This window comes from Streptomyces sp. NPDC054770 (assembly GCF_053611985.1).
Genome location: NZ_JBSHBL010000025.1, coordinates 103635 through 125606 on the forward strand (window position 1 = coordinate 103635; position 21972 = coordinate 125606).

The following is a 21972-nucleotide window of genomic DNA, read 5'->3' on the forward strand; positions in this document are numbered from 1 at the left end:
CCGGGGTGAAGGCGACCACAATGGGCCGCACGAGCACCGAGGAGAGCCACCATGGCCAAGTACCTGCTGCTGAAGCACTACCGGGGCGCCCCGGCCGCCGTCAACGACGTACCGATGGACCGGTGGACGCCCGAGGAGATCTCCGCCCACATCCGGTACATGAACGACTTCGCGGCCAGGCTGGAGAAGACCGGCGAGTTCGTCGACGGCCAGGCCCTCGCCCCCGAGGGGCTGTGGGTCCGGTCCGACGGCGAGGGGCGCCCGCCGGTCACCGACGGCCCGTTCGCCGAGACCAAGGACCTGATCGCCGGCTGGATGGTGATCGACGTCGACAGCCAGGAGCGCGCCGTGGAACTGGCCGGTGAACTGTCGGCCGCTCCCGGGGCCGGCGGCAAGCCGATCCACGAGTGGCTTGAGGTGCGCCCGTTCCTGACCGCGCCGCCCACCGTCACGGACTCCTGCCACTGATGGACGAGGTCCTGCTCAGGAGCCTCACCCCGAGCGTGCTCACCGTCCTCGTCCGCCGCGGAGCCGACTTCGCGGCGGCCGAGGACGCCGTGCAGGAGGCACTGGTCGAGGCGGTCCGCGTCTGGCCCGCCGACCCGCCGCGGGACCCGAAGGGCTGGCTGGTCACCGTGGCCTGGCGGCGGTTCCTCGACGCGACCCGCGCGGACACCGCCCGCCGCCGGCGCGAGGACCGCGTGGACGAGGAACCGGCGCCCGGCCCGGTCCCCGCGGCGGACGACACCCTCCAGCTCTACTTCCTCTGCGCCCACCCCTCCCTCACCCCCTCCGCCGCGGTCGCGCTCACCCTGCGCGCCGTCGGCGGGCTCACCACCCGCCAGATCGCCCGGGCCTACCTGGTGCCCGAGGCGACCATGGCGCAGCGGATCAGCCGCGCCAAGCGCACGGTCTCCGGGGTCCGCCTCGACCGGCCCGGCGACGTCGCCACCGTGCTGCGCGTCCTCTACCTGGTCTTCAACGAGGGCTACTCCGGCGACGTCGACCTCGCCGCCGAGGCCATCCGGCTCACCCGGCAGCTCGCGGCCGCCGTCGACCACCCCGAGGCGGCCGGGCTGCTCGCCCTCATGCTGCTCCACCACGCCCGGCGGGCCGCCAGGACCGCGCCCGACGGCAGCCTGGTACCCCTCGCCGAGCAGGACCGGAGCCGCTGGGACACCCGCCTGATCGCCCAGGGCGTCGAGATCCTCCAGGCGGCCCTCGCCCGCGACCGCCTCGGCGAGTTCCAGGCCCAGGCCGCCATCGCCGCCCTGCACGCGGACGCGCCCACCGCCGGGGAGACCGACTGGGTGCAGATCGTCGAGTGGTACGACGAGCTGGCCCGCCTGACCGACAGCCCGGTCGTCCGGCTCAACCGCGCGGTCGCCGTCGGCGAGGCCGACGGCCCCCGGGCCGGTCTCGCCGCCCTCGCCGAGCTGGACACCGCCCTGCCCCGGTACACCGCGGTCGCCGCCCACCTGCACGAACGCGACGGCGACCGGACGACCGCGGCACGCCTGTACGCCGAGGCGGCCCGCAAAGCCACCAACCTCGCCGAACGCGACCACCTGACCCGCCGGGCCGCCCACCTCAACGCCCACCTCGACGCACAGCTCGACACCGACCGCGGCAGGTGACATCGTCGCGCGTCCGGGTGTTCTCACTTGCCGTTTTTTTGCCGTCGGCCGCGCTCGTCCGGAGGCTGCGGGGGAGTCGGATCCCCTCGTAAAAGCGCAGGTCAGAGCGGTGTCTGCGAGGCAAGTGGAATGATGTTGCCGACCGGAGGCGCGGCGCTCGCCGTGTAAACGCAGCCGACTCCGGCCCGAGACATTCTGTTCATCCGAATGAAACGTCCGTACCGCCTCATATCGGCTAACCCGCGGTTCGCGGTAATGGCTCGATCTGGTGCAAGGCAGGTGGTCGTGTGGGCGCTCGGCTCGGACTTCGTGTGCTCTCGGTCTACGAGGGCTTTTTCTCCGGGGGAGCCCGGATCGTGCACAGCGATGTGCTGCTCGGCCTGGTAGAGGGCGGACAGCAGTGGCATCGCGTGCTGAGTCTGCACGGTGAGGTCCACCGAGAAGCCACCACACAGCGCATGGAGGACGACGCCTGCTACCGCGCGCTCACGGCCGGTGGCATCGAGGTCACGTCGCTGGGCCGCACCGCCGGCCTCGTCGACGGCACCGTCGCGGCGTCGGTTTTCAGCGGGCCCGAGCTGGCCGATACGGCGCGGGCCATGGCCGGCGCGGACGTCATCCTGTCGCTGAAGGAGCAGCCGCTCGCGCTGCTCAACCAGGCCGGGCTGCCGCGCCGCCCCGTCGTCGTCTGCCTGCACCGGTCCGACCCGGAGAACCAGGGCCGGGCCCTGGACGAACTCAAGGCCGCCATCGCGGACGGCACGGTCGTCGCCTGCGTGTGCTGCGCCGAGTCCACGCGGGACGCGTACGAGGCCGCCGGGATCCCCGGTGAGCTGCTGCACGTGATCCCCAACGGGGTCGACCTGCTCCGCTTCCGGCCGGACCCGGCGCTGCGGCTCGCCTTCCGCGAGTCCCTCGGCATCCCCGCCGGCGCTTCCGGCACCCCCGTGGTCGTGTTCGCCGCCCGGTACGCCGGCATGAAGAACGTGCCGCTCTTCCTGCGGGCGGCCAGGGCGTGGCTGGCCCGCGAGGGCGGCGGGCACGTCGTCATGTGCGGGGCCGGGATGACCGAGGACAACCCCGCCCTCTGGGCCGACATCGAGGTCGCCTTCGGCGCCGACCGGGCCGCCCTCGGCGACCGCGTGCACCTGCTCGGCGTACGGCACGACATGGAGACCGTCTACGCCGGCTCCGACGTCGTCGCCCTCACCTCCGCCTCCGGGGAGGCCGCGCCGCTGTGCCTCATCGAGGGCATGATGTGCGGCGCCGTCCCGGTCACGACGGACGTCGGCGACAGCGCGTCGATCGTCGAGGGGCACGGGTTCGTGACGCCCTTCGACCCCGACGCGATCGCCTTCGCCTGGTCGGCGGCGGTGGCCGACAGGGAGCTCTTCGCCCCGGCGCTGGCGGCGAGCCGCGAGCGGTTCAGCCGCACCCGGATGATCGCCGCCTACGCCGACCTGCTCGCCCACGTCGTCGGCGACGACGTCCGCGACGAACTGCGTCCGGGCGTCAGCGGGCAGTAGCACCCGAGCGGTCCACGCCGCCGGTCCACGCCGCCGGTCCGTCCCGCCCGCCGCCTCCGCGGCGCGGGCGGGGCCGACCGGGCGGGTCACCCGGGCAGCGGGTCGTCGCGCAGGACGCCGTACAGGACGCAGTCCCGCCAGTGGCCGTCCCGGAACACCATGCCGCGCATGACGCCCTCCCGGGTGAAGCCGGCCTTCTCCAGGGCGCGTTGCTCGGGGATGTTCTCCAGGTCGGTGTCGGCCTGGATCCGTTGCACCGGGGTGTGGGCGAACAGGTAGCGGACGAGGAGCTGTTGGGCGCGGGTGCCCACGCCCCGGCCGCGGGCCTCCGGTGCCAGGGCGATGCCGGCGCTCCAGCAGTACGACGTGGGGCCGGTCGGCAGCTTGCGCCAGGACACGAAGCCGAACGGGCCCTCGGACGCGGTGCCGTCGGCGGTGTCGACGATCAACTGGCCGCCGTCCGGCCCGAGCAGACCGTTCTCCGCGAAGCGGCGCCGGAAGCGGTCGGGGTCCTGCCAGCCGAACCACTGGAAGCGGCTCGCCGTCTCCGGGTCGAGGAGGAACCGCTCCAGCAGAGGCAGGTCGCCCTCGCGGGCGGGGCGCAGTATCACGGAGGCGTCGTCGCTCATCCCGGTCACTGTAGACCGCGCAACATCCGATCCTGGCGCCGCTCCGGACGACGGCGAAGAGGCCGTCGGTCCCCCTCCGAACCGGCGGCCCCTCCCTTTTCCGGGTCCGGCGCCTGAGTGCTGCCGCTGTGCGTTGTCGTTCGGGTGCGGCGCCGTCGTGGCTGGTCGCGCAGTTCCCCGCGCCCCTTCGGGGGCGCTGTTCAGCGAGGTAGTACCACCACGTGGGCGGCCGGGTCGCGGTCGGCGGATGCCATCAGGGCCGTGCGGATCACCGCCGCCTGCTGTTCCATCGAGTCGCGGAGCTTCTTCGGGGTGACGTACACGACCGTGATGCCGAGCCGCTCCAGGTGCTCCCGCTTGCGGGCGTATTCGGACCACAGGGCGTCGTCGTCCTGCCGATGGCCTTGGCGCGGTGCGCGGGTGTCGAGCTCGACGGCGACCGCCTGCTCGGGCCAGTAGGCGTCGAGGCCGCCGAGGTGGGGGCCGCCCGGCAGCCGCAGGTCCACGTTCCAGACCGGGTCGGGGAGGCCGTACTCCTGGACCATCCGGTAGAGGCGCTGCTCGGCGATGGCCCGGCCCTCGGCGACCAGGGAGTCCACGGCGTCCACCACATGCGGCCGGGAGAGCAGCTTCGCCTGGTTCAGCTCCCGTACCACCGCCGCCGGTTCGCAGTGGCCGCCGCGCACCGCCTCGGTCAGCAGCCGCCGTACCGCCTCCGCGTCGGTCAGGTCCGCCACCGCGTCCGCGAGGGCGCGCGGGACCGGGGCGACCGGGAGGCCCGTCACCGTCCGGGGGGCAGGCATGGCCGGGGTGCGGAGCACGCGGACGTAGGAGGTGGAGCGCAGCCGGCGCATCCGCGGGACCAGGACGTCCACGTGGTCCAGGGCGAGCAGCGGCGGGGTGGCGGAGAAGCCGTGCAGGGTCAGCGCCGCCAGGCCCGTGATCATCGTGTCCGCGTAGACCGGGCGGTGCGGGGAGTCGGGGGCCGGCTGCGCCGGGACGCCCGGGGCCGGTTCGCGGGAGGTGAAGAGCAGTGCTCCGTGCAGGCGTTCCTCGCTGGTCGGCGGGCCGGGGTGGAGCAGGACCACGCCCGGGAGCAGTTGCTGCCAGGGGCCGCCCGGCCGGCACTGCTCGGCGATCTCGGTGGCCGCGACGCCGTGGGAGCGGAGCTGGGCCGTCGTCAGCACCCGGCGGCGGACGTCGGAGAGGTGGCGGAGCGGGCGGGGGGAGAGCGGGGTGTTGTGGGTCATGGCCTCGGGATTCCCGCGGCCGGCCGGGTCCTTAACCGGTGTTACGTGTTCGTCGATGAATGCGGACAAGACGGGACTAAAGGACGGGTGTTCGGGTGCCGACTAGAGGCCGGAAACCCCTGGTCCGGATGGGTGGGGACCAGGGGTTACGGCCATGATTGACTGAATTGCGTAACGGTCACCTGGAGGGTGACCCGTGGCCAAAGGTCAGCCCGCGGAGGCCCCCGCGGCCCGTGCGTCGCACTCCTGTCCGCGCAGCGCCCGTGCCAGGTCGTCCCGGGCCTCCAGGACCAGCCGGCGCAGCGCGGGCGGCGCGTCGGCGTGTGCCGTCAGCCACGCGTCCGTCGCCTCCAGGGTCTCCGGACGGTCCTGGAAGGAGGGGTACAGGCCCCGGACCACGTCCATGCCGATCTGGATCGAGCGGTCCTCCCAGATCCGCGCGATGACCTCGAAGTACTTCTCCGCGTACGGCGCCAGCAGCTCCCGCTGCGACGGCTGGGCGAAGCCCGCGATGGTCGCCTCCACCAGCGCGTTGGACAGCGCCTGCGACTCCACGACCTGCGCCCACGCCTGCGCCTTCACGGCCGCCGACGGACGGGCGGCCAGACAGCGCACCTGGTGGCGCTTGCCGGACGCCGTGTCGTCCCGGGCCAGTTCGGCAGTCAGCGCCGACTCGTCGGCCACGCCGTGCGCGGCGAGGGGTTCCAGGAACGCCCAGCGCAGCTCCTGGTCCACGTCCAGACCGTCGATCACCTCCGCCCCCGACAGGAGGTCCTGGAGCAGCCGGAAGTCCGAGTCGTCCGCCGCCGTCGACGCGAAGAACCGCGCCCAGGCCAGCTGGTGCTCGCTGCCCGGCGCCGCCTGCCGCAGCTCCCGCAGGGCGCCCTCGGCGAGCAGCCGCCCGGCCGTCTCCCGCCACTCGGGCGCCGCGTAGTGCACCAGCGCCGACTCGGCCCACGCCTGGAGCATCTGGAGCACCCCGATGTCCGACTCGCGGTTCGCGAACCGCAGCACCAGGTCGATGAAGTCCCGGGCCGGCAGCAGCGCGTCCCGGGTCAGGTTCCACAGCGCCGACCAGCACAGCGCCCGGGCCAGCGGGTCGGTGAGCGAGCCCAGCCGGCCGCGCAGGGTCGCCAGCGACGTCTCGTCGAAACGGATCTTGCAGTAGGTGAGGTCGTCGTCGTTGACCAGGACCAGCTCCGGGGCGGCGGCACCGGCCAGGTCCGCGATCACCGTACGCGGGCCGTCGACGTCCGCCTCGGTGCGCGCGTACCGGACCAGATCGCCGCCCTCCAGCCGGTACAGGCCGATCGCGACCCGGTGCGGACGCAGTTCGGGATGCGACTCGGCGGCCTCCTGCAGCACGGCCAGCTCGGCCACCCTGCCGTCCCCGTCGAGCAGCACCTGCGGGGTCAGCGAGTTCACCCCCGCCGTCTGCAGCCACTTCCCGGCCCAGGCGCTCATGTCCCGGCCGCTGGTCTCCTCAAGAACCGACAGCAGATCACCGAGCTGCGTGTTGCCGTACGCGTTGCGCTTGAAGTAGCGGCGGGCGCCCTCCAGGAACGCGTCCTGGCCGACGTACGCCACCAGCTGCTTGAGCACCGAGGCGCCCTTGGCGTAGGTGATGCCGTCGAAGTTGAGCTTGGCGTCCTGGAGGTCGCGGATGTCGGCGGTGATCGGGTGCGTCGAGGGCAGCTGGTCGGCGCGGTACGCCCAGGCCTTGCGGCGGTTGGCGAAGGTGGTCCAGGCGTTCTTGAAACGGGTCGCGCCGACGTTCGCGAAGGTGCCCATGAAGTCCGCGAAGGACTCCTTCAGCCACAGGTCGTCCCACCACACCATGGTGACCAGGTCGCCGAACCACATGTGCGCCATCTCGTGCAGGATCACGTTGGCGCGCGCCTCGTACGACGCCTGCGTCACCTTGCCCCGGAAGATGTACTCCTCCCGGAAGGTCACCAGACCCGGGTTCTCCATCGCGCCGAGGTTGTACTCGGGCACGAACGCCTGGTCGTACTTCCCGAACGGGTACGGGTAGTCGAAGTGGTCGTGGAAGAAGTCCAGGCCCTGCTTGGTGATCAGGAAGACGTCGTCCGCGTCGAAGTAGGGGGCGAGGCCCTTGCGGCACAGGGCGCCGAGCGGGATGTCGAGCGTCGTACCGTCCGGGAAGGTCCGGGAGTAGGAGTCCGTCACGTAGTGGTACGGCCCCGCCACCACGCACGTGATGTACGTCGAGATCGGCTTCGTCTCCGCGAACCGCCACACGCCGTCGGCGAGTTCACCGGCCCCGTTGCTCCACACCGTCCACTCCTCGGGCGCCCGCACCTCGAAGCGGAACGGCGCCTTGAGGTCCGGCTGCTCGAAGCCCGCGAAGACCCGGCGGGCGTCGGCCGGCTCGTACTGCGTGTAGAGGTAGACCTCGCCGTCCTCGGGGTCGACGAAGCGGTGCAGGCCCTCGCCGGTGCGGGAGTAGGCGCACCGGGCGTCCACCACCAGCTCGTTCTCCGCGGCCAGGTCCTCCAGGGTGATCCGGGTGCCGTCGAAGACCTCGCCGGGGTCGAGGTCCTTGCCGTTCAGGGTCACGGCGGTCACGCTCGGTGCGATCAGGTCCACGAAGGTGGCCGCGCCCGGCTCGCTGCAGCGGAAGCGGATCGTGGTCACCGAGCGGAAGGTGCGCGGCTCGTCCCTGGCCTCCCCGACGGCGGACCGGACGTCCAGCGACACGTCGTATCCGTCGACCGACAGCAGGGCGGCCCGCTCCCGGGCCTCGTCGCGGGACAGATTCTCACCGGGCACGGGCGGCACTCCCTCATCGTTGTCGGTACGCCGGAACAGCACCGATCCTCCCATGCGCTCCTGACGGCGGGTACCGGGAATGGGGTGGCCGGTGCCGGTGTTGCCGCCGGAAAGGACCGCATTCCGAGGAGACCCATGTCCGAGACCGTGACCAGTTCCGGCAAGACCCCCGTCGACTTCTGGTTCGACCCGCTGTGCCCCTGGGCCTGGATGACCTCCCGGTGGGTCCTGGAGGTGGAGAAGGTCCGCGACATCGAGGTCCGCTGGCACATCATGAGCCTCGCGGTGCTCAACGAGCCCAAGCTGGACGAGCTGCCCGAGGAGTACCGCGAGCTGCTGGAGACCAAGGCGTGGAAGCCGATCCGGGTGGTCACCGCGGCCTGGCAGAAGCACGGCTCCGACATCCTCGGCCCGCTGTACACCGCGCTCGGCACCCGGATCCACAACAACGGCGAGGGCCCGACCCTGGAGGCCATCGCGGGCGCTCTCGCCGACGTCGGCCTGCCGGCCGACCTGATCGACTACGCCGACCAGGAGGACTTCGAGTTCGACGCCCAGCTGCGCGCCTCCCACAAGGAAGGCATCGAGAAGGTCGGCCAGGACGTCGGCACCCCGGTCATCGCGGTCCCCGGCCCGGACGGCGAGCAGATCGCCTTCTTCGGCCCGGTCGTCACCCCGGCCCCGAAGGGCGAGGAGGCGGCCCGCCTGTGGGACGGCACGGTCGCGGTCGCCTCCGTGCCCGGTTTCTATGAGATCAAGCGGAGCCGTACCAAGGGCCCCGACTTCAGCAACCTGTAGGACCCGGCCTGTGGCGCCGAGGTGTCCCGCGATCCCCATCTCCCGTAGCACCATGGGCACATGACGGAGACCGACACCTCGGTGCCGCATTCGCCCGCATCTGGAACTACTGGCTCGGCGGCAAGGACAACTACCTCGTCGACCAGGAGGCCGGCGACGCCTACACCGCCGTCTTCCCCGGGATCGTGACCGTCGCCCGCAGCAGCCGCGCCTTCCTCGGCCGCAGCATCGGGCACCTGGTCCGCGAGGCCGGCATCCGCCAGTTCCTCGACGTCGGCACCGGGCTGCCGACCGTCGACAACACCCACGAGGTCGCCCAGCTGATCGCCCCCGAGTCCAGGATCGTGTACGTCGACAACGACCCGCTGGTCCTCGCGCACGCCCGCGCCCTGCTCATCTCCACCGAGGAGGGCGTCACCGCGTACGAGGACCTCAGCCTCTACGACCCGGAGCGCATCCTGGAGGCCGCGGGCCGCACCCTCGACCTCACCCGCCCCACGGCCCTGATCCTCAGCGGCATCCTCGGCCACGTCGACGGCTACGACCGCGCCCGTGACCTGGTCCGCGCACTGCTGGCCGGCCTGCCCGCCGGCAGCCACCTCTCCGTCAACGACGGCTCCCGCGGCACCGACCCCGCCTACGAGCAGGCGCAGGACGCCTACAACGAGACCGGCGCGGTCCCCTACTACCTGCGGCCCGTCGACCAGATCGAGGGCTACTTCGAGGGCCTGGAGCTGGTCGGTCCCGGGGTGGTGTCGGTGCCGCTGTGGCGCCCCGGGGCGGGGACGGACCCGCAGCCGATCGGCCGGCACGGCGGCCTCGCCCGCAAGCCCTGAGCCGGCGCACGGCAGGCCCCCGCGAGTCACGTCCTCGCGGGGGCCCGCCCTCTTTCCGCCTGCCCCCTGTGAACGGTGAGAAGACGATCACGAGGCAGGGCGCCTCAACGGCTCACGGAGCCGGCAGCAGCACATCCGCCCGGGACCGCGCCGCCGCGTACCGGCGGGCGACGTCCTGCCAGTTGACGACCGCCCACATGGCGTCGATGAAGTCGACCTTCTGGTTCCGGTACTGGAGGTAGAAGGCGTGCTCCCAGGCGTCGAAGACCAGGACGGGCACCGAGCCCTGGCCGACGTTGCCCTGGTGGTCGTAGACCTGCTCGACGATCAGCCGGCCGCTCAGCGGCTCGTACGCCAGGACCCCCCAGCCGGAGCCCTGGGTGGTGGCCGCCGCCTTGGTGAGCTGGGCCTTGAAGCCCGCGAAGGAACCGAAGGACTCGGTGATCGCGTCCGCCAGTTCGCCCACCCCGTCCGCGGCGAGCGGCTCGCCGCCACCGCCGTCCTTCGGGCCGGTCATGTTCTGCCAGTAGATGCTGTGCAGGATGTGCCCGGAGAGGTGGAAGGCCAGGTTCTTCTCCAGCCCGTTGACCGACCCCCAGCTCTCCTTGTCCCGCGCCTCCGCCAGCTGCTCCAGGGTGTCGTTGGCGCCCTTCACGTACGCCGCGTGGTGCTTGTCGTGGTGCAGCTCGATGATCTCGGGGCTGATCACGGGCGCGAGCGCGGAGTAGTCGTAGGGCAGTTCAGGAAGCGTGTAGACGGGCATGGGTGTGGGCCCCTCCGAACCTCTTATTGCAAATAGGTTGCAAGTGCAGGCTAGCAGCAAGAGTGTCGGGAGTGTTGTCCGGCACGCACGGGAATGTGCCGACCCCGGGGCACGACCTACTATCGAGACTCGTGGAAGGGGGAATCCATGGGGCCTGAGATTGCTGACCTCGCCCAGACGGCGGGCACGACGGTGGTGGCTCTGATGGCCACTCAGGCCTGGGAGGCGGCGCGGGAGGGTGTGGTTGCCCTCTGGCGGCGTCACCAGCCGGCGAGGGCCGAGGCAGTCGGCGGTGAGCTGGCGGCCGCGCGTGAGGACCTGCTGCTCGCTCGCGCCTCGGGCGACACCGACACCGAAGCCGAACTGACCGCCGAATGGCAGGCACGGGTCCGCCGGCTGCTGCTCGCACAGCCGGAGGTCGCGGACGAACTGCGCCGCATGCTCCGCGAGTTGGACCACCACCTTCCGCAGCAGCAGACGGCGGTGGAGGTACGTCTGCGCGCCGAGGTCTCCGGCAGCGGGCGTGTCTACCAGGCCGGCCGCGACCAGCACATCACCGAACGATGAGCGAACTCGGAGCCCGGGCGTCGGGGCAGGGCCGGATCTTCCAGACGTCCGGCGACCAGTACATCGAGGAACATCACCACCACTACGACGTCGGGGCCGCTCCGCTCTTCGCCGCCGCACCGCCGCCACCGGTCGTGGGCCCGGCCGGACCCGACTCCGTACGGGTACCCCTGGTCGGCCGCCCACCGGGCATCCTGCGCGATCGCGAGGACATTCTCGGCGTGCTGACGGCGGCCCTCACCGGGACCGGCGGCGACGTCCACGTCGTGCACGGTATGGGCGGCTGCGGCAAGACGGCTCTGGCGTACTGGCTGTTCACCGAGGCGGTCCGTGCCCACGGCAGGGCAGGCTTCTGGGTGAACGCCTCGGAGCGCATGTCCCTGCGCGCCGGGATGCTGGCGGTCGCGGGCGACCAGGGGGCGACGGCGGGTGAACTCGCCGCAGCCGCGGCGGGACAGCGGGCCGCTTCCGACCTGGTCTGGTATCACCTCGACCAAGCGGCCGATCCATGGTTGCTGGTCCTCGACAACGCCGACGACCCGGCTGTGCTGGAGGACGGTGCGTGGCTGCGGACCAGCCCCCGCGGCACGGTCCTGGTCACCACCCGCCATGCGGGATCCCCGCTGTGGCGCCGACCCGGAGTCTCCCGGCACGCCCTCGGTGTCCTTCCACTCGATCACGCGGCCCAGGTCCTGTGCGATCTGGCGCCGGATGCCGGCGATCTCGAGTCCGCGCGCAAGGTGGCCGAACGCCTGGGTCGGCTTCCGCTGGCGCTCACCCTGGCCGGTTCCCATCTCGCACACCAGCTGCTGGAGTCGTGGTCCATGGACGAGTACGACCGCAAGCTCGCCGAGGAGTCGACCGGCATCGTGGACCGGGGCGCGGCCGGCCAGGGCGGCAGCCAGTCCCGCCACCTGGTCGGCCGCACCTGGCAGTTGTCCCTGAACACCCTGACCCGGCAGGGCCTGCCGGAGGCGACGACGCTGCTGCGGCTGCTGTCCTGTTGGGCGGCGGATCCCGTGCCGCTGGACGCGCTGGCCCCGTTGGCGCAGGGGGCGCCGGCCGTCGAGGAACTCGAACCGGCCCGGGTGGAACCCGCCCTGCGGGCACTGCTCGACCACTCGCTGGCCGAACTGGTCGTCGTGTCCGAGGGGGTGCGCTGTGTCCGCGCGCACGGCGTCCTCCTCGACAGCGTCGCGGCCGGGGTCCCGGAGGGACGGAGACCGGCACTGGTGGAGACGGCGGCCGGGCTGCTGGAGGCGGCGCTGCCGGACCGGGACACCGCCTCACCCGAGACCCGTGACCGGCTCGGGCTGCTGGCGCCCCATGCCGTGGCGTTGCTGAGGGCAGCGCCCGGGGAACGTACCGTTGAGCTGGCGGTGCGCGTTGTGCGGCAGGTGTTCGACTCGGGTGACTTCGCCGGTGCTCTCGGGTTCGCTCCGGAGGTCGCCGACCGGGGCGAGGCGCTGCTCGGCGTGCAGCACCCGGTCGCCCTGCAGGCACGCGAAGTGGAGGCCGGAGCCCTGTTCCGGATGGGGCGTTACGCCGAGTCCGAGGAACTGCACCGCCGGGTCCTCGCGCGCCGCGAACTCGTGCTGGGGCCCGATCATCCGGACACCCTGCGCAGTTGTGTCGGCCTGCACCAGCCGCTCGACCTACAGGACCAGGACGAGGAGGCCGAACGCCTGCTCCGCAGGGCACTCGAAGGCCAGCGGCGGGTGCTGGGGAATCACGCACCGGAGACCTTGTTCACCTGGGTCTACCTCGCGGAGGTCCTTCCGCAGCTCGGCAAGGAGGCCGAGTTCAGGTCCGAGGTCGATGCCCTCACCGAGACCTGTGAGCGGGCGCTGCCGCTGGACGACCTCACGACGGTTGGGGCCTACCACTCCTACGGTGTCGGCCTGGTGGCCTTCGGACGGTACGAGGAGGCGGAGCCCATCGCCCGCCGCGTGCTGGCCGACCGGACGCGGCTTCAGGGGGCCGGTCATCCGGTGGCCGTGTCCGCCCTGTCCCTGAACGCGGTCGTCGCCCACGGTCTGGGCAGACGCCGGGAAGCCCTCACGATACTGAAGCGGGTCGCCCAGCTCCGGGCACAGGCGCTCGGCCCCGAGCACCCCTTCGTCGCCTACGACCGTGACCGGCTTGCCGCCTGGGAGGCCGAGGCCGAGGCCGGAGCCTGACCGGCCCCGGCTTTCCGCCGCCGCTGCCGCGCGTAGCCCACCGCCGCCAGGGCGGCCGTCATTCCGCCCGTGTAGTACAGCTGCACGCGGGTGTCCGCCTCGCGGGCCATCAGGACGAAGATCACCGCCATGCCCGCCAGCGCCAGCCAGGTCAGGTACGGGAACGCCCACATGCGCACGACCGGTTTGCCGGGGGTGCGGCGGCGCAGCAGCAGCTGGGAGACGGCGATGAGGATCCAGACGACCAGGATCACCGCGCCGATCATGTTGAGGAGCCAGGGGAAGACGTCGTCCGGGCGCCAGTAGCTGAGCACGACGCAGACGAAGCCGAAGACGCAGGAGGTGAGGACCGCCGGGCGCGGGACACCTCCGGAGATCCTGCCCAGCGTCCTCGGGCCCTGGCCGCGCTCCACCAGGGAGTAGGCGATGCGCGAGGAGCCGTAGATGTTGGCGTTCATCGCGGAGAGCAGGGCGACCAGCACCACGACGTTCATGAGCTGACCCGCGCCGGGGATGCCCAGGCGGTCCAGGGCGGCCACGTACGGGCCCTTCTCGACGAGTTCCTCCGAGTCCCAGGGGACCAGGGTGACGATGACCGCCATCGAGCCGATGTAGAAGAGCGCGATGCGCCACATGGCGGTGCGGACCGCGCTCGCCACGCCCCGGACCGGGTCCTCGGACTCGGCCGCCGCGATGGTGACCGTCTCCAGGCCGCCGTACGCGAAGATCGAGGCCAGCACGCCGATGATCAGGCCCTCGCCGCCGTGGGGGAGGAAGTCGGTCAGGTTCGAGGTGCCCGGGGAGTCGGTGCCGGGAAGGACACCGGCGAGGGCCAGCACGCCCAGGACCAGGAAGAGGCCGATCGCGCCCACCTTCAGGGCCGCGAACCAGAACTCGAACTCGCCGAAGTTGCGCACCGCGGCCAGGTTCGTGGCGCAGAAGACGACCATGAAGAGGGCCACCCACGCCCACTCGGGCGTCCCCGGCAGCCAGCCCGTGACGATCTTCGCGGCGCCGATGCCCTCCAGGCCCACGGCCGTGCACAGCAGCACCCAGAACGACCAGCCGGCCGTGAAGCCCGCCCACGGCCCGATCGCCCGCTCCGCGTGCGCCGAGAACGAGCCCGACGACGGATACGCGGCCGACATCTCGCCCAGCATCCGCATCACCAGCATCACCAGGAGCCCGGAGAGGGTGTAGGCGATGACCACGGACGGCCCGGCGGCGGCGATGGCGGCGCCGGAGCCGACGAAGAGGCCCGCGCCGATGACCCCGCCCAGGGCGATCATCGACAGGTGGCGCTGCTTGAGGCCGGGGGAGAGGGAGGGAGAAGGGGAGGCGTCGCCTTCGTGGTGCGTCGGCGGTGTCTCGACCGGGGTGCTGCGGTGCGGCATGGGCGCGGCTCGTCCAATGCGTGAGATGGGCAAAAACGCCCATAGTGTGGGCGGCCTCCCCGCCGTCCCGGGGAGGCCGCCCATTATCCGGACACGCCGTCAACGTGACGTGTTCACTCGGCTACGGAGGTGTAGTGCGAGGCGTCGCCCTCGATCGAGTAGCTCTCCTTGCCCTCGATGCCGGCCGGGACGTCACCGGCGACGGTGACGCGGTTGAGGCGGCGCGGCCGGCCGTCGTAGTTGTCGACGGCGTAGTGCTGGGTGATGCGGTTGTCGAACAGGACGAGCTGGTTCGGGGACCAGCGGTGGCGCAGGATGTTCTCGGGGCTGGTGACGTACGCCTGGAGCAGGTCGAGGATCCGGCGGGACTCGTCCTTCGACAGGCCGACGATCCGCTGTGCGAACCCCCCGATGAACAGGCCGCGCTCACCGGTCAGCGGGTGCACCCGGACGACCGGGTGGACCGTGCGGAACTTGATCGACGTGAACTGGGCGCGCTGCGCGGCCTTCTCCGCGTCGATCTCCTCGTCCGGTACCGCGTAGTCGTAGTCGTTGGTGTGCTCCGCCCACAGCGTGTCGGCCAGCGTCCGCAGCGGCTCGGGCAGGTCGCGGTAGGCGGCGGCCGAACTGGCGATCAGGGTCTCGCCGCCGTACGGCGGGACCGTGATGGAGCGCAGGGTGCTGGCCTGGGGCGGGTTCAGGACGAACGTCACGTCGGTGTGCCAGTGGTTGGCCCGGCCGCGCTCGCTGTCGACGGGCAGCACGTTCGGGGCGCCGTCGACGGCGGGCACCGTCGGGTGGGCGGTGGTGAGGTCGCCGAAGTGCCGGGCGAAGGCCTCCTGGCCCTCGTCGTCGAGGTTCACGTCGTCGAAGACCAGGGCCTTGTGGACGTTCAGGGCCTCGCGGATCGCGGCGACCTGCTCCTCGTCCAGCGGCTTGGAGATGTCCACGCCCAGGACCTGGGCGCCGATGTTCGCGGTGACCTTGCGGATCTCGATGGACATGCGGGGGCGTCCTTTCAGACTGTCGGACTTTCAGGCGGTGGCGAGTGCGGGGGTGACGTACTGGTTGGCGGGGCGGGGCAGGCCGTAGCGCTCCCGCAGGGTGCGGCGCGGGCCGTAGCCGGTGCGCAGCAGGCCGCGGGTGCGCAGGATCGGGACGACGTGCTCGACGAAGGTCTCCAGACCGGAGGGCAGCACCGGCGGCATGATGTTGAAGCCGTCGGCGGCGCCCTGCGTGAACCAGGTCTCGATCGCGTCGGCGACCTGCTCCGGGGTGCCGGTGAAGGTCAGGTGCCCGCGGCCGCCGCCGAGCCGCCCGATCAGCTGCCGTACGGTGAGCCGCTCGCGGCGGGCGAGGCCGACGACCAGCGTGTAGCGGCTCTTGGCGCCCTCGATGGCGTCCTCGGACGGCAGTTCGGCGGGGAGCAGGGCGTCCAGCTCCAGGGTTCCGGTGGGGAGATGGAGCAGCCGTTCCAGGTTGGCCACGCCGTGCCGGTGCACGATGTGGTCCTCCAGGAGCTGCTCGTGCGCCCGTGCCTCGGCCTCGGTCGAGCCGATCACGGGGACGATGCCCGGCAGCACCTTGATGTGGTCCGGGTCCCGGCCGGCCGCGGCGGTCCGGGCCTTGAGGTCGGCGTAGAACGCCCGCGCCTCCTCGACGGTCTGCTGCGCGGTGAACACGGCCTCCGCGTACCGGGCCGCGAACGCCTTGCCGTCCTCGCTGGACCCCGCCTGGACGAGCAGCGGGTAACCCTGCGGACTGCGGGGCACGTTGAGGGCGCCCTCGACACTGAAGTACGTGCCCCGGTGCCGGGGCGGATGGATCTTCGCGTCGTCACCCCAGACCCCGGAGGCCTTGTCGGCGACGATCGCGTCGTCCTCCCAGCTGTCCCAGAGCTTCAGGGCCACGTCGAGGAACTCGGCGGCACGCGCGTACCGTTCGGCGTGCGCGGGCTCCTCGTCGATGCCGAAGTTGCGGGCCGCCTCCGCGCCCGCCGTGGTGACGATGTTCCAGCCGGCCCGGCCGCCGCTGATGATGTCCAGCGAGGCGAACTTGCGGGCCAGGTTGTAGGGGGAGTTGTAGGAGGTGGAGGCGGTGGCGATCAGGCCGATGTGCTCGGTGGCGGTGGCCAGCGCGGTGAGCAGGGTGAGCGGCTCCAGGGCCCCGGCGGGCCGCTGCGCGACGCTGCCCCACAGGTGCGGGCCGTCGGCGAGGAAGAGGGAGTCGAAGGTTCCGCGCTCGGCGGTCCGGGCCAGCCGCACGTAGTGCGCGAGGTCGACGTGGGCGTAGGGGTCACTCTCCGGGAGACGCCAGGAGGCTTCGTGGTGACCGGTGGTCATGAGGAAGGCGTTGAGGTGGAGCTGGCGGGTCATGCGGGGTCCTTTGCTGTTTTCAGCGCCGGTGGATGCTTTTTCAGCCCGCCCGGCGTTTGAGGACGAGGCCGTTCAGGCCGAAGCGGGGGTCCGGGGGCGGCAGCCCCCGGGACGGCCACCGCGACCGACGGTCACGCGACGTCCTCCGTGACGCCCAGCGCCGCCAGCAGGCGGCCTCGGTACTCGCCGCGGGGGCGGTCGTGATCGACGGTCAGGTCGAGGCCGATCCGGCCCCGCTCCAGGACCAGCACCCGGTCCGCGAGGACGATCGCCTCGTCGACGTCGTGGGTGACGAGCAGCACGGACGGCCGGTGCCGTTTCCACAGCTCGCGCAGCAGATGGTGCATCCTGATCCGGGTGAGCGCGTCCAGCGCGCCGAACGGCTCGTCGGCGAGCAGCAGTTCGGGCTCGCGGACCAGGGACCGGGCGAGCGCGGCCCGCTGCGCCTCGCCGCCGGACAGCTCGCCCGGCCAGGCCCGTTCGCGGCCGCCGAGGCCGACCTCTTCGAGCGCGGCGCGGCCCCGGTCGAGCGCGTCCTTGCCGTCCAGGCCCAGCACCACGTTGTCCAGCACCCGGCGCCAGGGCAGCAGCCGGGAGTCCTGGAAGACCACCGACACCCGTTCCGGGGCGGTGAGTTCCCCGCTGCCGGAGACCCCGTGGTCGAGTCCGGCGACGGCCCGCAGCAGGGTGCTCTTGCCGGAGCCGCTGTGCCCGAGCAGGGCGGTGAACTGCCCGGCCGGCAGGTCGAGGTCGATGCCGTCGAGGACCGTACGGTCCCCGAACGACCGGGTCAGGCCGCGGAGTCGGACGGCCGGGCGGGTCAGCTGCTCAGTGTGCGGCGCCACGACAGCACCCTCCGTTCGATGAGTCGGACCACGGTGTCGGAGACGAGGCCGAAGACGCCGTAGATCAGCAGACCGACGAGGATGATGTCGCTGCGCCCGTAGTTCTGGGCCTGGAACATCATGTAGCCGAGGCCGCTGGTGGCGTTGATCTGCTCCAGGACGACCAGGCCGAGCCAGGAGCCGGTGACGCCGAGCCGGAGCCCCACGAAGAATCCGGGCAGCGCGCCGGGGATCACGATCTGCCGGATGAACTGGAGCCTCGACAGGTCCAGCACCTCGGCGAGTTCGACGTACCTGCTGTCGATGGCGGACAGCGCGGCATGCGTGTTCAGGTAGATCGGTATGTAGACGACGATCGCGATGATGGCGATCTTGAAGGTCTCGCCGATGCCCAGCCAGAGGATGAACAGCGGGATCAGGCCGAGAGTGGGGATCGCCCGGTTGATCTGCACGGTCCCGTCGATCAGCGCCTCGCCGGTGCGGCTGAGCCCGGCGGCCAGCGCCAGCAGCACCCCGGCGGTCAGACCGATCGCGAACCCGTACCCGGCCCGCTCCACGGAGGTCAGGATGTCGGTGCGCAGTGTCCCGGCCGTCCACAGGTGGACGGCGGTGTCCAGGACGGTCCAGGGCGCCGGGACCGCGCCGGGGTCGAGCTGCCCGGCGGCGGAGGCGATCGCCCAGGCGGCGAGGACGACGAGCGGACCGGCGAGCCGGGCGGCGGGCAGCCGGCGGCCGGGGGAGAGCCGGCGGCGCGGCCGGACCCGGTGCGCCTCCTCCGCGACGGGAACCGGCACGGTGCCGGTGGTCACGGCGGTCATTTCCGGTACTCCGCCGGTACGGCCTTCGCGGCGATGGACTCGAAGCGGTGGTCGAAGAGCGCGGAGACGTCGGTCTTCTTCACGAACCCGCCCTCCGCCAGCAGGTCCGCGGTCTCCTGCTCCCACTTGATCGCCTCGGCCCAGCTGGGCGGGAACAGCGGCTTGTTGGCGAGCCTGGTGATGCCCTGGGCCTGGGCGAGGGTCAGGTTCTGGGTCTTGACGTAGAACTCCTCGTTCCAGGTGTCCGGGTTCTCCCACTGCCAGACCAGGCCCTTGGCCCACTGCGGGATGTACGCGGCGACCGCGGCCGCCTTGGCCTTGTCGTTCAGTACCGCCTGCGGCGCCCACAGCAGGTTGAGCAGGTCGACGACGTCGGTGGCGATGGTGCGGGCGCCCTTCGAGCCGTACTGCTGGAGGTACGCCGGCGCCTGGGTGTTGGGGAGCGGCGCCACGTCCACCTGGCCGGACTGCAGGGCGGTGAAGAACTGGTTGCTGGTCAGCGGGACCAGCTTCACGTCGCCGTAGGCGAGCCCGGCCTCCTTGAGCGCCCGCAGCAGCACCACACCCTGGGCCTGCCCCTGCGAGAAGGCCAGCTTCCTGCCCTTGAAATCGGCGACCGTGTGGATGTCGCTGCCGGGCTTGGTGGCGAACGTGTAGTTCGGCTTACGGGTGAGCTCGATCGCCACGATCTTCGCGGCGAACCCCTGGTACTGCGCCTGGATCGGTGGAATTCCCGCGTTGTTCGCGAGATCCAGGGACTTGGCGCGGAATGCGTTGATGACGTCGGGGCCGGCCCCGATGTTCACCCAGCTCGACACCGTGAACGGCAGTGCAGGCAGCTTCGCCAGCTTGAACTGCAACTGCTGGGTGTTCAGATACGAGGCGATCTTCAGGCTGGTGCCGGACGGCACCTTGTCCGCCAGCGGAGCGGTCGAGGCGCCCGCGGTGTCGGCGGCGGCACTGCCGCCCGCGCAGCCGCTCAGCCCGGCCACGGCCGCCGAGGCGCCGAGCAGTGAGGTGAGGAAGAGCCGGCGGTCGATGCCGGGAGAGGACGCAGAAGGCATGGGAGTGCTCCGAGGGAAAAGCAGCAGAAAGGCAGGGCGAATTCCCGGCGACGGAAGGCCGGAAAGAGAGATCTCACGCAGAGGGAAATGCGCGCCCGGGGCGCGTCAAGACGTCAGCAACAGAGGGTGCGACAGGTCATGACCAGGATGTTCCTTGCCGTGTGCGACGGCTGTCAATATTCCGAGTTTCTGAATTAAATAAGCTCTGGTGACAGGGCCGGAGCCGCCGCCGGAGCCGTCGCCCGAGCTGCCGTCGGAGCCGTCGGGGACGAGGCGCTCAGCGGGTCCCGGTACAGCACGTCGAGGACCACCGAACCGCCCGCCACCGCCAGCACCGAGGCCCCGAAACTGGTCGGTGCGACCACGGCCGCCCGCTCCGTCCCGACCGCCTCGCGGAGCGCGCGCAGACAGTCCTCGCGGTACAGCACGCCGACCTCGGTGACGACCACGCTCTCCGGGTTGAGGACGTCGAGCAGCAGCGCCGCCGCCCGCCCGGTCAGCCGCGCCCGCTCCACCAGCAGCCGTACGGCCGCCGGGTCGCCGGTCCCGGCCGCCGCGAGGACGTCCATCGGGTTGCCGCCGTCCGTCACCCCGGCCGCCCGGGCCCGCCGCACCAGCGTGCGTTCGCTGAGCTCCACCTGGAGGCAGCCGGTGCGTCCGCAGTCGCAGGGCTCGGTGCCGCCCGGCACCGGGAGATGGCCGATCATGCCGGCCTGGGAGCGCGGGCCGTGGTGCACCTCGTCGCCGGTGGCGAAGGCCGCGTCGACCACGTTCCCGACGAACAGGTGCAGCACGCTCCGGCTGCCCCGGGCCCGCCCGAACAGCCGCTCCCCGTTGACCAGCGCCCGCGCGTGCCCGTCCACATGGACCGGCAGCCCGGTGTGCGCGCCGAGCAGCTCGCGCACCGGTACCTCGCGCCAGCCGAGCAGCGGGTGTTCGACGACGGTCCCGGAGTCCCGGTCCACCCACCCGCCGACGGCCACCCCGACGCCCAGCGGCCGGCTGCCGGGCACCTCGGCGAGCAGCGCGGCGAGCCCCGCGGCGGCCCGTGCCAGCACCCCGCGCGGATCGGTGGAGCGGTGCTTCAGCTCCCGCCGTACGACGACCCGTCCGCGCAGATCGAGCAGCGCGACCGTGGTGTACGGCACGGCCACGTGCACGCCGCCGACCACGAACCGCGAGTCGTCCAGGTCGACCGGGACGTGCGGCCGGCCCACGCCCTTGACGCGCTGGGGCGTCTCGGTCTCCCGGATCAGGCCGAGTTCGGTGAACCGGGCGCAGTAGTCGGTGACGGAGGCCGGGGACAGCCCGGTCAGCCGGGCGATGGTGGAGCGGGCGACCGGCCCGTGCTCGAGGACCGAGCGGAGGACCACACTGGCACTGGTCCGCCGCCGGTCACGGGGCGCAGGGGGAAGCGGGGGTGCCGCGGTACGGGGCATGGGAAACCGTCCTCGGGAACGGGGCCGACACGTCTCGGACGTCGAGGCGCGCCGGACCGGTCTCCCGCCGCGCGGCCTCAGGGCGTACGGCGACAGGTGGCAGCCCCCTGGCGTCGCAGGTCGACATAGCGACGCGACGTGAAGTTCCGGGACTGGGCGACCATGTCCAAAAGCGTAGGCCAGAAACCCTGAATCCCACCAGAGTGCTGGGATTCGATTGGTGGAACTCCACAGGCCTGTTCAATGCCGTTGACGTGACTGAAACATCTCTGCCTCAGTGATCGGCGTCACCCCGTACCGCGTGTAACCCGCATCCTTTGTGGAGAGCCCACCAAGTGCCGCTTCCGGCATTTGTCGATCGCTGACGTGTCCGGCTCAGACGCCCCGGGATAGCGTCACGGTGTCCCTTGCCTGCCCCCACCCCGCGGAGTCCCCATGAGCACCGCCACCGCCGCCGCGTCGACCCGCACCGGCACCGTCCTCGCCGACCTCCTGCCCGCGTCCCGGGTGCGCGACGCGGCCCTCGTGGCCGGCGGCGCCGCGCTCACCGGTCTCGCCGCCCAGATCGCCGTGCCCGTGCCCGGCTCCCCGGTCCCGGTGACCGGCCAGACCTTCGCGGCCCTGCTCGTCGGCACCGCCCTCGGCGCCCGCCGCGGCCTGCTCTCCCTCGCCCTGTACGCGCTGGCCGGCCTCGCGGGCGTGCCGTGGTTCGCGAGCGGCACCTCCGGTGTCTCCGTCTCCTTCGGCTACATCCTCGGCATGATGCTCGCCTCCGCCGTCGTCGGCGCCCTGGCCCGGCGCGGCGCCGACCGCGGCGTACTGCGGATGGCGGGCACGATGCTGCTCGGCGAGGCGATCATCTACGCCGTCGGCGTGCCCTACCTGGCCTACGCCGCCGACATGTCCGCGTCCGCGGCGATCGCGGCCGGCCTCACCCCGTTCCTGATCGGCGACGCGGTGAAGGCGGCCCTGGCGATGGGCGCGGTGCCCGCGGCGTGGAAGCTCGTCGACAAGCGCTGACCCAGCCCGACCGCAGCGGGGCCCGGGGTGCTTCAAGC

At 72.0% G+C, this 21972-nt stretch carries 18 protein-coding genes and 1 pseudogene; 8 read left to right on the forward strand and 11 right to left on the reverse strand.

The features are described 5' to 3' along the window. Positions 1 to 51: 51 nt before the first annotated feature. The 3 genes from ACWGKQ_RS22715 to ACWGKQ_RS22725 all read left to right on the forward strand — a co-directional run bounded on the left by ACWGKQ_RS22715 (position 52) and on the right by ACWGKQ_RS22725 (position 3163). The gene (locus tag ACWGKQ_RS22715) at positions 52 to 468 is read left to right on the forward strand and encodes a YciI family protein (RefSeq protein ID WP_453293762.1); all 417 of its coding nucleotides are present in this window, start codon (positions 52 to 54) and stop codon (positions 466 to 468) included. Further along, a complete protein-coding gene (locus tag ACWGKQ_RS22720; protein WP_453293763.1) occupies positions 468 to 1637 on the forward strand; it encodes an RNA polymerase sigma factor in 1170 nt (389 codons plus the stop codon). Before ACWGKQ_RS22715 ends, ACWGKQ_RS22720 begins: the two co-directional genes overlap by 1 nt. A gap of 311 nt (positions 1638 to 1948) precedes the next feature. Beyond that, a complete protein-coding gene (locus ACWGKQ_RS22725; RefSeq protein ID WP_453293784.1) occupies positions 1949 to 3163 on the forward strand; it encodes a glycosyltransferase in 1215 nt (404 codons plus the stop codon). 86 nt (positions 3164 to 3249) lie between these two features. Here the strand turns inward: ACWGKQ_RS22725 and ACWGKQ_RS22730 are convergent, their stop codons facing one another. From ACWGKQ_RS22730 to pepN, 3 genes are all read right to left on the reverse strand, one after another. After that, positions 3250 to 3792 (reverse strand): GNAT family N-acetyltransferase, encoded by a 543-nt coding sequence (locus tag ACWGKQ_RS22730; protein WP_453293764.1) that lies wholly within the window; start codon positions 3790 to 3792, stop codon positions 3250 to 3252. Positions 3793 to 3992: 200 nt separating this feature from the next. Beyond that, positions 3993 to 5042, reverse strand: coding sequence for a hypothetical protein (locus ACWGKQ_RS22735; RefSeq protein WP_453293765.1), 1050 nt, complete (start codon positions 5040 to 5042; stop codon positions 3993 to 3995). A 207-nt stretch (positions 5043 to 5249) separates the two neighbouring features. Further along, entirely contained in the window at positions 5250 to 7835 is a 2586-nt protein-coding gene (gene pepN, locus ACWGKQ_RS22740; protein WP_453293766.1) for an aminopeptidase N, read from the reverse strand. A 135-nt stretch (positions 7836 to 7970) separates the two neighbouring features. On the opposite strand from pepN, the gene ACWGKQ_RS22745 reads away from it, so the two are divergent. Then, the gene (locus ACWGKQ_RS22745; RefSeq protein WP_453293767.1) at positions 7971 to 8633 is read left to right on the forward strand and encodes a mycothiol-dependent nitroreductase Rv2466c family protein; all 663 of its coding nucleotides are present in this window, start codon (positions 7971 to 7973) and stop codon (positions 8631 to 8633) included. A 60-nt stretch (positions 8634 to 8693) separates the two neighbouring features. Next, positions 8694 to 9469: pseudogene (locus ACWGKQ_RS22750) on the forward strand (SAM-dependent methyltransferase). Positions 9470 to 9581: 112 nt separating this feature from the next. On the opposite strand, the gene ACWGKQ_RS22755 reads toward ACWGKQ_RS22750, so the two are convergent. Beyond that, positions 9582 to 10232: a superoxide dismutase gene (locus ACWGKQ_RS22755; RefSeq protein WP_453293768.1), complete on the reverse strand. Its 651-nt coding sequence runs from the start codon at positions 10230 to 10232 to the stop codon at positions 9582 to 9584. 147 nt (positions 10233 to 10379) lie between these two features. On the opposite strand from ACWGKQ_RS22755, the gene ACWGKQ_RS22760 reads away from it, so the two are divergent. Then, positions 10380 to 10799, forward strand: coding sequence for a hypothetical protein (locus ACWGKQ_RS22760; protein WP_453293769.1), 420 nt, complete (start codon positions 10380 to 10382; stop codon positions 10797 to 10799). Further along, the gene (locus ACWGKQ_RS22765; RefSeq protein ID WP_453293770.1) at positions 10796 to 12979 is read left to right on the forward strand and encodes a tetratricopeptide repeat protein; all 2184 of its coding nucleotides are present in this window, start codon (positions 10796 to 10798) and stop codon (positions 12977 to 12979) included. Before ACWGKQ_RS22760 ends, ACWGKQ_RS22765 begins: the two co-directional genes overlap by 4 nt. Here the strand turns inward: ACWGKQ_RS22765 and ACWGKQ_RS22770 are convergent. From ACWGKQ_RS22770 to ACWGKQ_RS22800, 7 genes are all read right to left on the reverse strand, one after another. Next, the gene (locus ACWGKQ_RS22770; protein ID WP_453293771.1) at positions 12925 to 14373 is read right to left on the reverse strand and encodes an amino acid permease; all 1449 of its coding nucleotides are present in this window, start codon (positions 14371 to 14373) and stop codon (positions 12925 to 12927) included. The genes ACWGKQ_RS22765 and ACWGKQ_RS22770 overlap by 55 nt on opposite strands. Positions 14374 to 14486: 113 nt before the next feature. Beyond that, a complete protein-coding gene (locus ACWGKQ_RS22775) occupies positions 14487 to 15377 on the reverse strand; it encodes a TauD/TfdA dioxygenase family protein (protein WP_453293772.1) in 891 nt (296 codons plus the stop codon). Positions 15378 to 15407: 30 nt separating this feature from the next. Next, on the reverse strand, positions 15408 to 16748 hold the full coding sequence (locus tag ACWGKQ_RS22780; RefSeq protein WP_453293773.1) for an LLM class flavin-dependent oxidoreductase: 1341 nt from the start codon (positions 16746 to 16748) through the stop codon (positions 15408 to 15410). Positions 16749 to 16879: 131 nt separating this feature from the next. Further along, positions 16880 to 17593: an ABC transporter ATP-binding protein gene (locus tag ACWGKQ_RS22785; protein WP_453293774.1), complete on the reverse strand. Its 714-nt coding sequence runs from the start codon at positions 17591 to 17593 to the stop codon at positions 16880 to 16882. Continuing rightward, the gene (locus tag ACWGKQ_RS22790; RefSeq protein WP_453293775.1) at positions 17569 to 18411 is read right to left on the reverse strand and encodes an ABC transporter permease; all 843 of its coding nucleotides are present in this window, start codon (positions 18409 to 18411) and stop codon (positions 17569 to 17571) included. Before ACWGKQ_RS22790 ends, ACWGKQ_RS22785 begins: the two co-directional genes overlap by 25 nt. Next, on the reverse strand, positions 18408 to 19475 hold the full coding sequence (locus ACWGKQ_RS22795) for an ABC transporter substrate-binding protein (protein ID WP_453293776.1): 1068 nt from the start codon (positions 19473 to 19475) through the stop codon (positions 18408 to 18410). Before ACWGKQ_RS22795 ends, ACWGKQ_RS22790 begins: the two co-directional genes overlap by 4 nt. Positions 19476 to 19669: 194 nt before the next feature. After that, positions 19670 to 20914, reverse strand: coding sequence for an ROK family protein (locus ACWGKQ_RS22800; protein ID WP_453293777.1), 1245 nt, complete (start codon positions 20912 to 20914; stop codon positions 19670 to 19672). A gap of 435 nt (positions 20915 to 21349) precedes the next feature. Between ACWGKQ_RS22800 and ACWGKQ_RS22805 the strand changes: the two genes are divergently transcribed. Further along, positions 21350 to 21934, forward strand: a complete 585-nt coding sequence (locus ACWGKQ_RS22805) for a biotin transporter BioY (RefSeq protein WP_453293778.1) — start codon at positions 21350 to 21352, stop codon at positions 21932 to 21934. The last annotated feature ends 38 nt before the right edge of the window (positions 21935 to 21972 follow it).

Coding starts and splice junctions, on each gene's coding strand:
- ACWGKQ_RS22770 (WP_453293771.1), bottom strand. CDS start 14,373: ATGCCGCACCGCAGCACCCCGGTCGAGACACCGCCGACGCACCACGAA.
- ACWGKQ_RS22760 (WP_453293769.1), top strand. CDS start 10,380: ATGGGGCCTGAGATTGCTGACCTCGCCCAGACGGCGGGCACGACGGTG.
- ACWGKQ_RS22805 (WP_453293778.1), top strand. CDS start 21,350: ATGAGCACCGCCACCGCCGCCGCGTCGACCCGCACCGGCACCGTCCTC.
- ACWGKQ_RS22720 (WP_453293763.1), top strand. CDS start 468: ATGGACGAGGTCCTGCTCAGGAGCCTCACCCCGAGCGTGCTCACCGTC.
- ACWGKQ_RS22795 (WP_453293776.1), bottom strand. CDS start 19,475: ATGCCTTCTGCGTCCTCTCCCGGCATCGACCGCCGGCTCTTCCTCACC.
- ACWGKQ_RS22775 (WP_453293772.1), bottom strand. CDS start 15,377: ATGTCCATCGAGATCCGCAAGGTCACCGCGAACATCGGCGCCCAGGTC.
- ACWGKQ_RS22735 (WP_453293765.1), bottom strand. CDS start 5,042: ATGACCCACAACACCCCGCTCTCCCCCCGCCCGCTCCGCCACCTCTCC.
- ACWGKQ_RS22800 (WP_453293777.1), bottom strand. CDS start 20,914: ATGCCCCGTACCGCGGCACCCCCGCTTCCCCCTGCGCCCCGTGACCGG.
- ACWGKQ_RS22790 (WP_453293775.1), bottom strand. CDS start 18,411: ATGACCGCCGTGACCACCGGCACCGTGCCGGTTCCCGTCGCGGAGGAG.
- ACWGKQ_RS22780 (WP_453293773.1), bottom strand. CDS start 16,748: ATGACCCGCCAGCTCCACCTCAACGCCTTCCTCATGACCACCGGTCAC.
- ACWGKQ_RS22765 (WP_453293770.1), top strand. CDS start 10,796: ATGAGCGAACTCGGAGCCCGGGCGTCGGGGCAGGGCCGGATCTTCCAG.
- ACWGKQ_RS22730 (WP_453293764.1), bottom strand. CDS start 3,792: ATGAGCGACGACGCCTCCGTGATACTGCGCCCCGCCCGCGAGGGCGAC.
- ACWGKQ_RS22745 (WP_453293767.1), top strand. CDS start 7,971: ATGTCCGAGACCGTGACCAGTTCCGGCAAGACCCCCGTCGACTTCTGG.
- ACWGKQ_RS22755 (WP_453293768.1), bottom strand. CDS start 10,232: ATGCCCGTCTACACGCTTCCTGAACTGCCCTACGACTACTCCGCGCTC.
- ACWGKQ_RS22715 (WP_453293762.1), top strand. CDS start 52: ATGGCCAAGTACCTGCTGCTGAAGCACTACCGGGGCGCCCCGGCCGCC.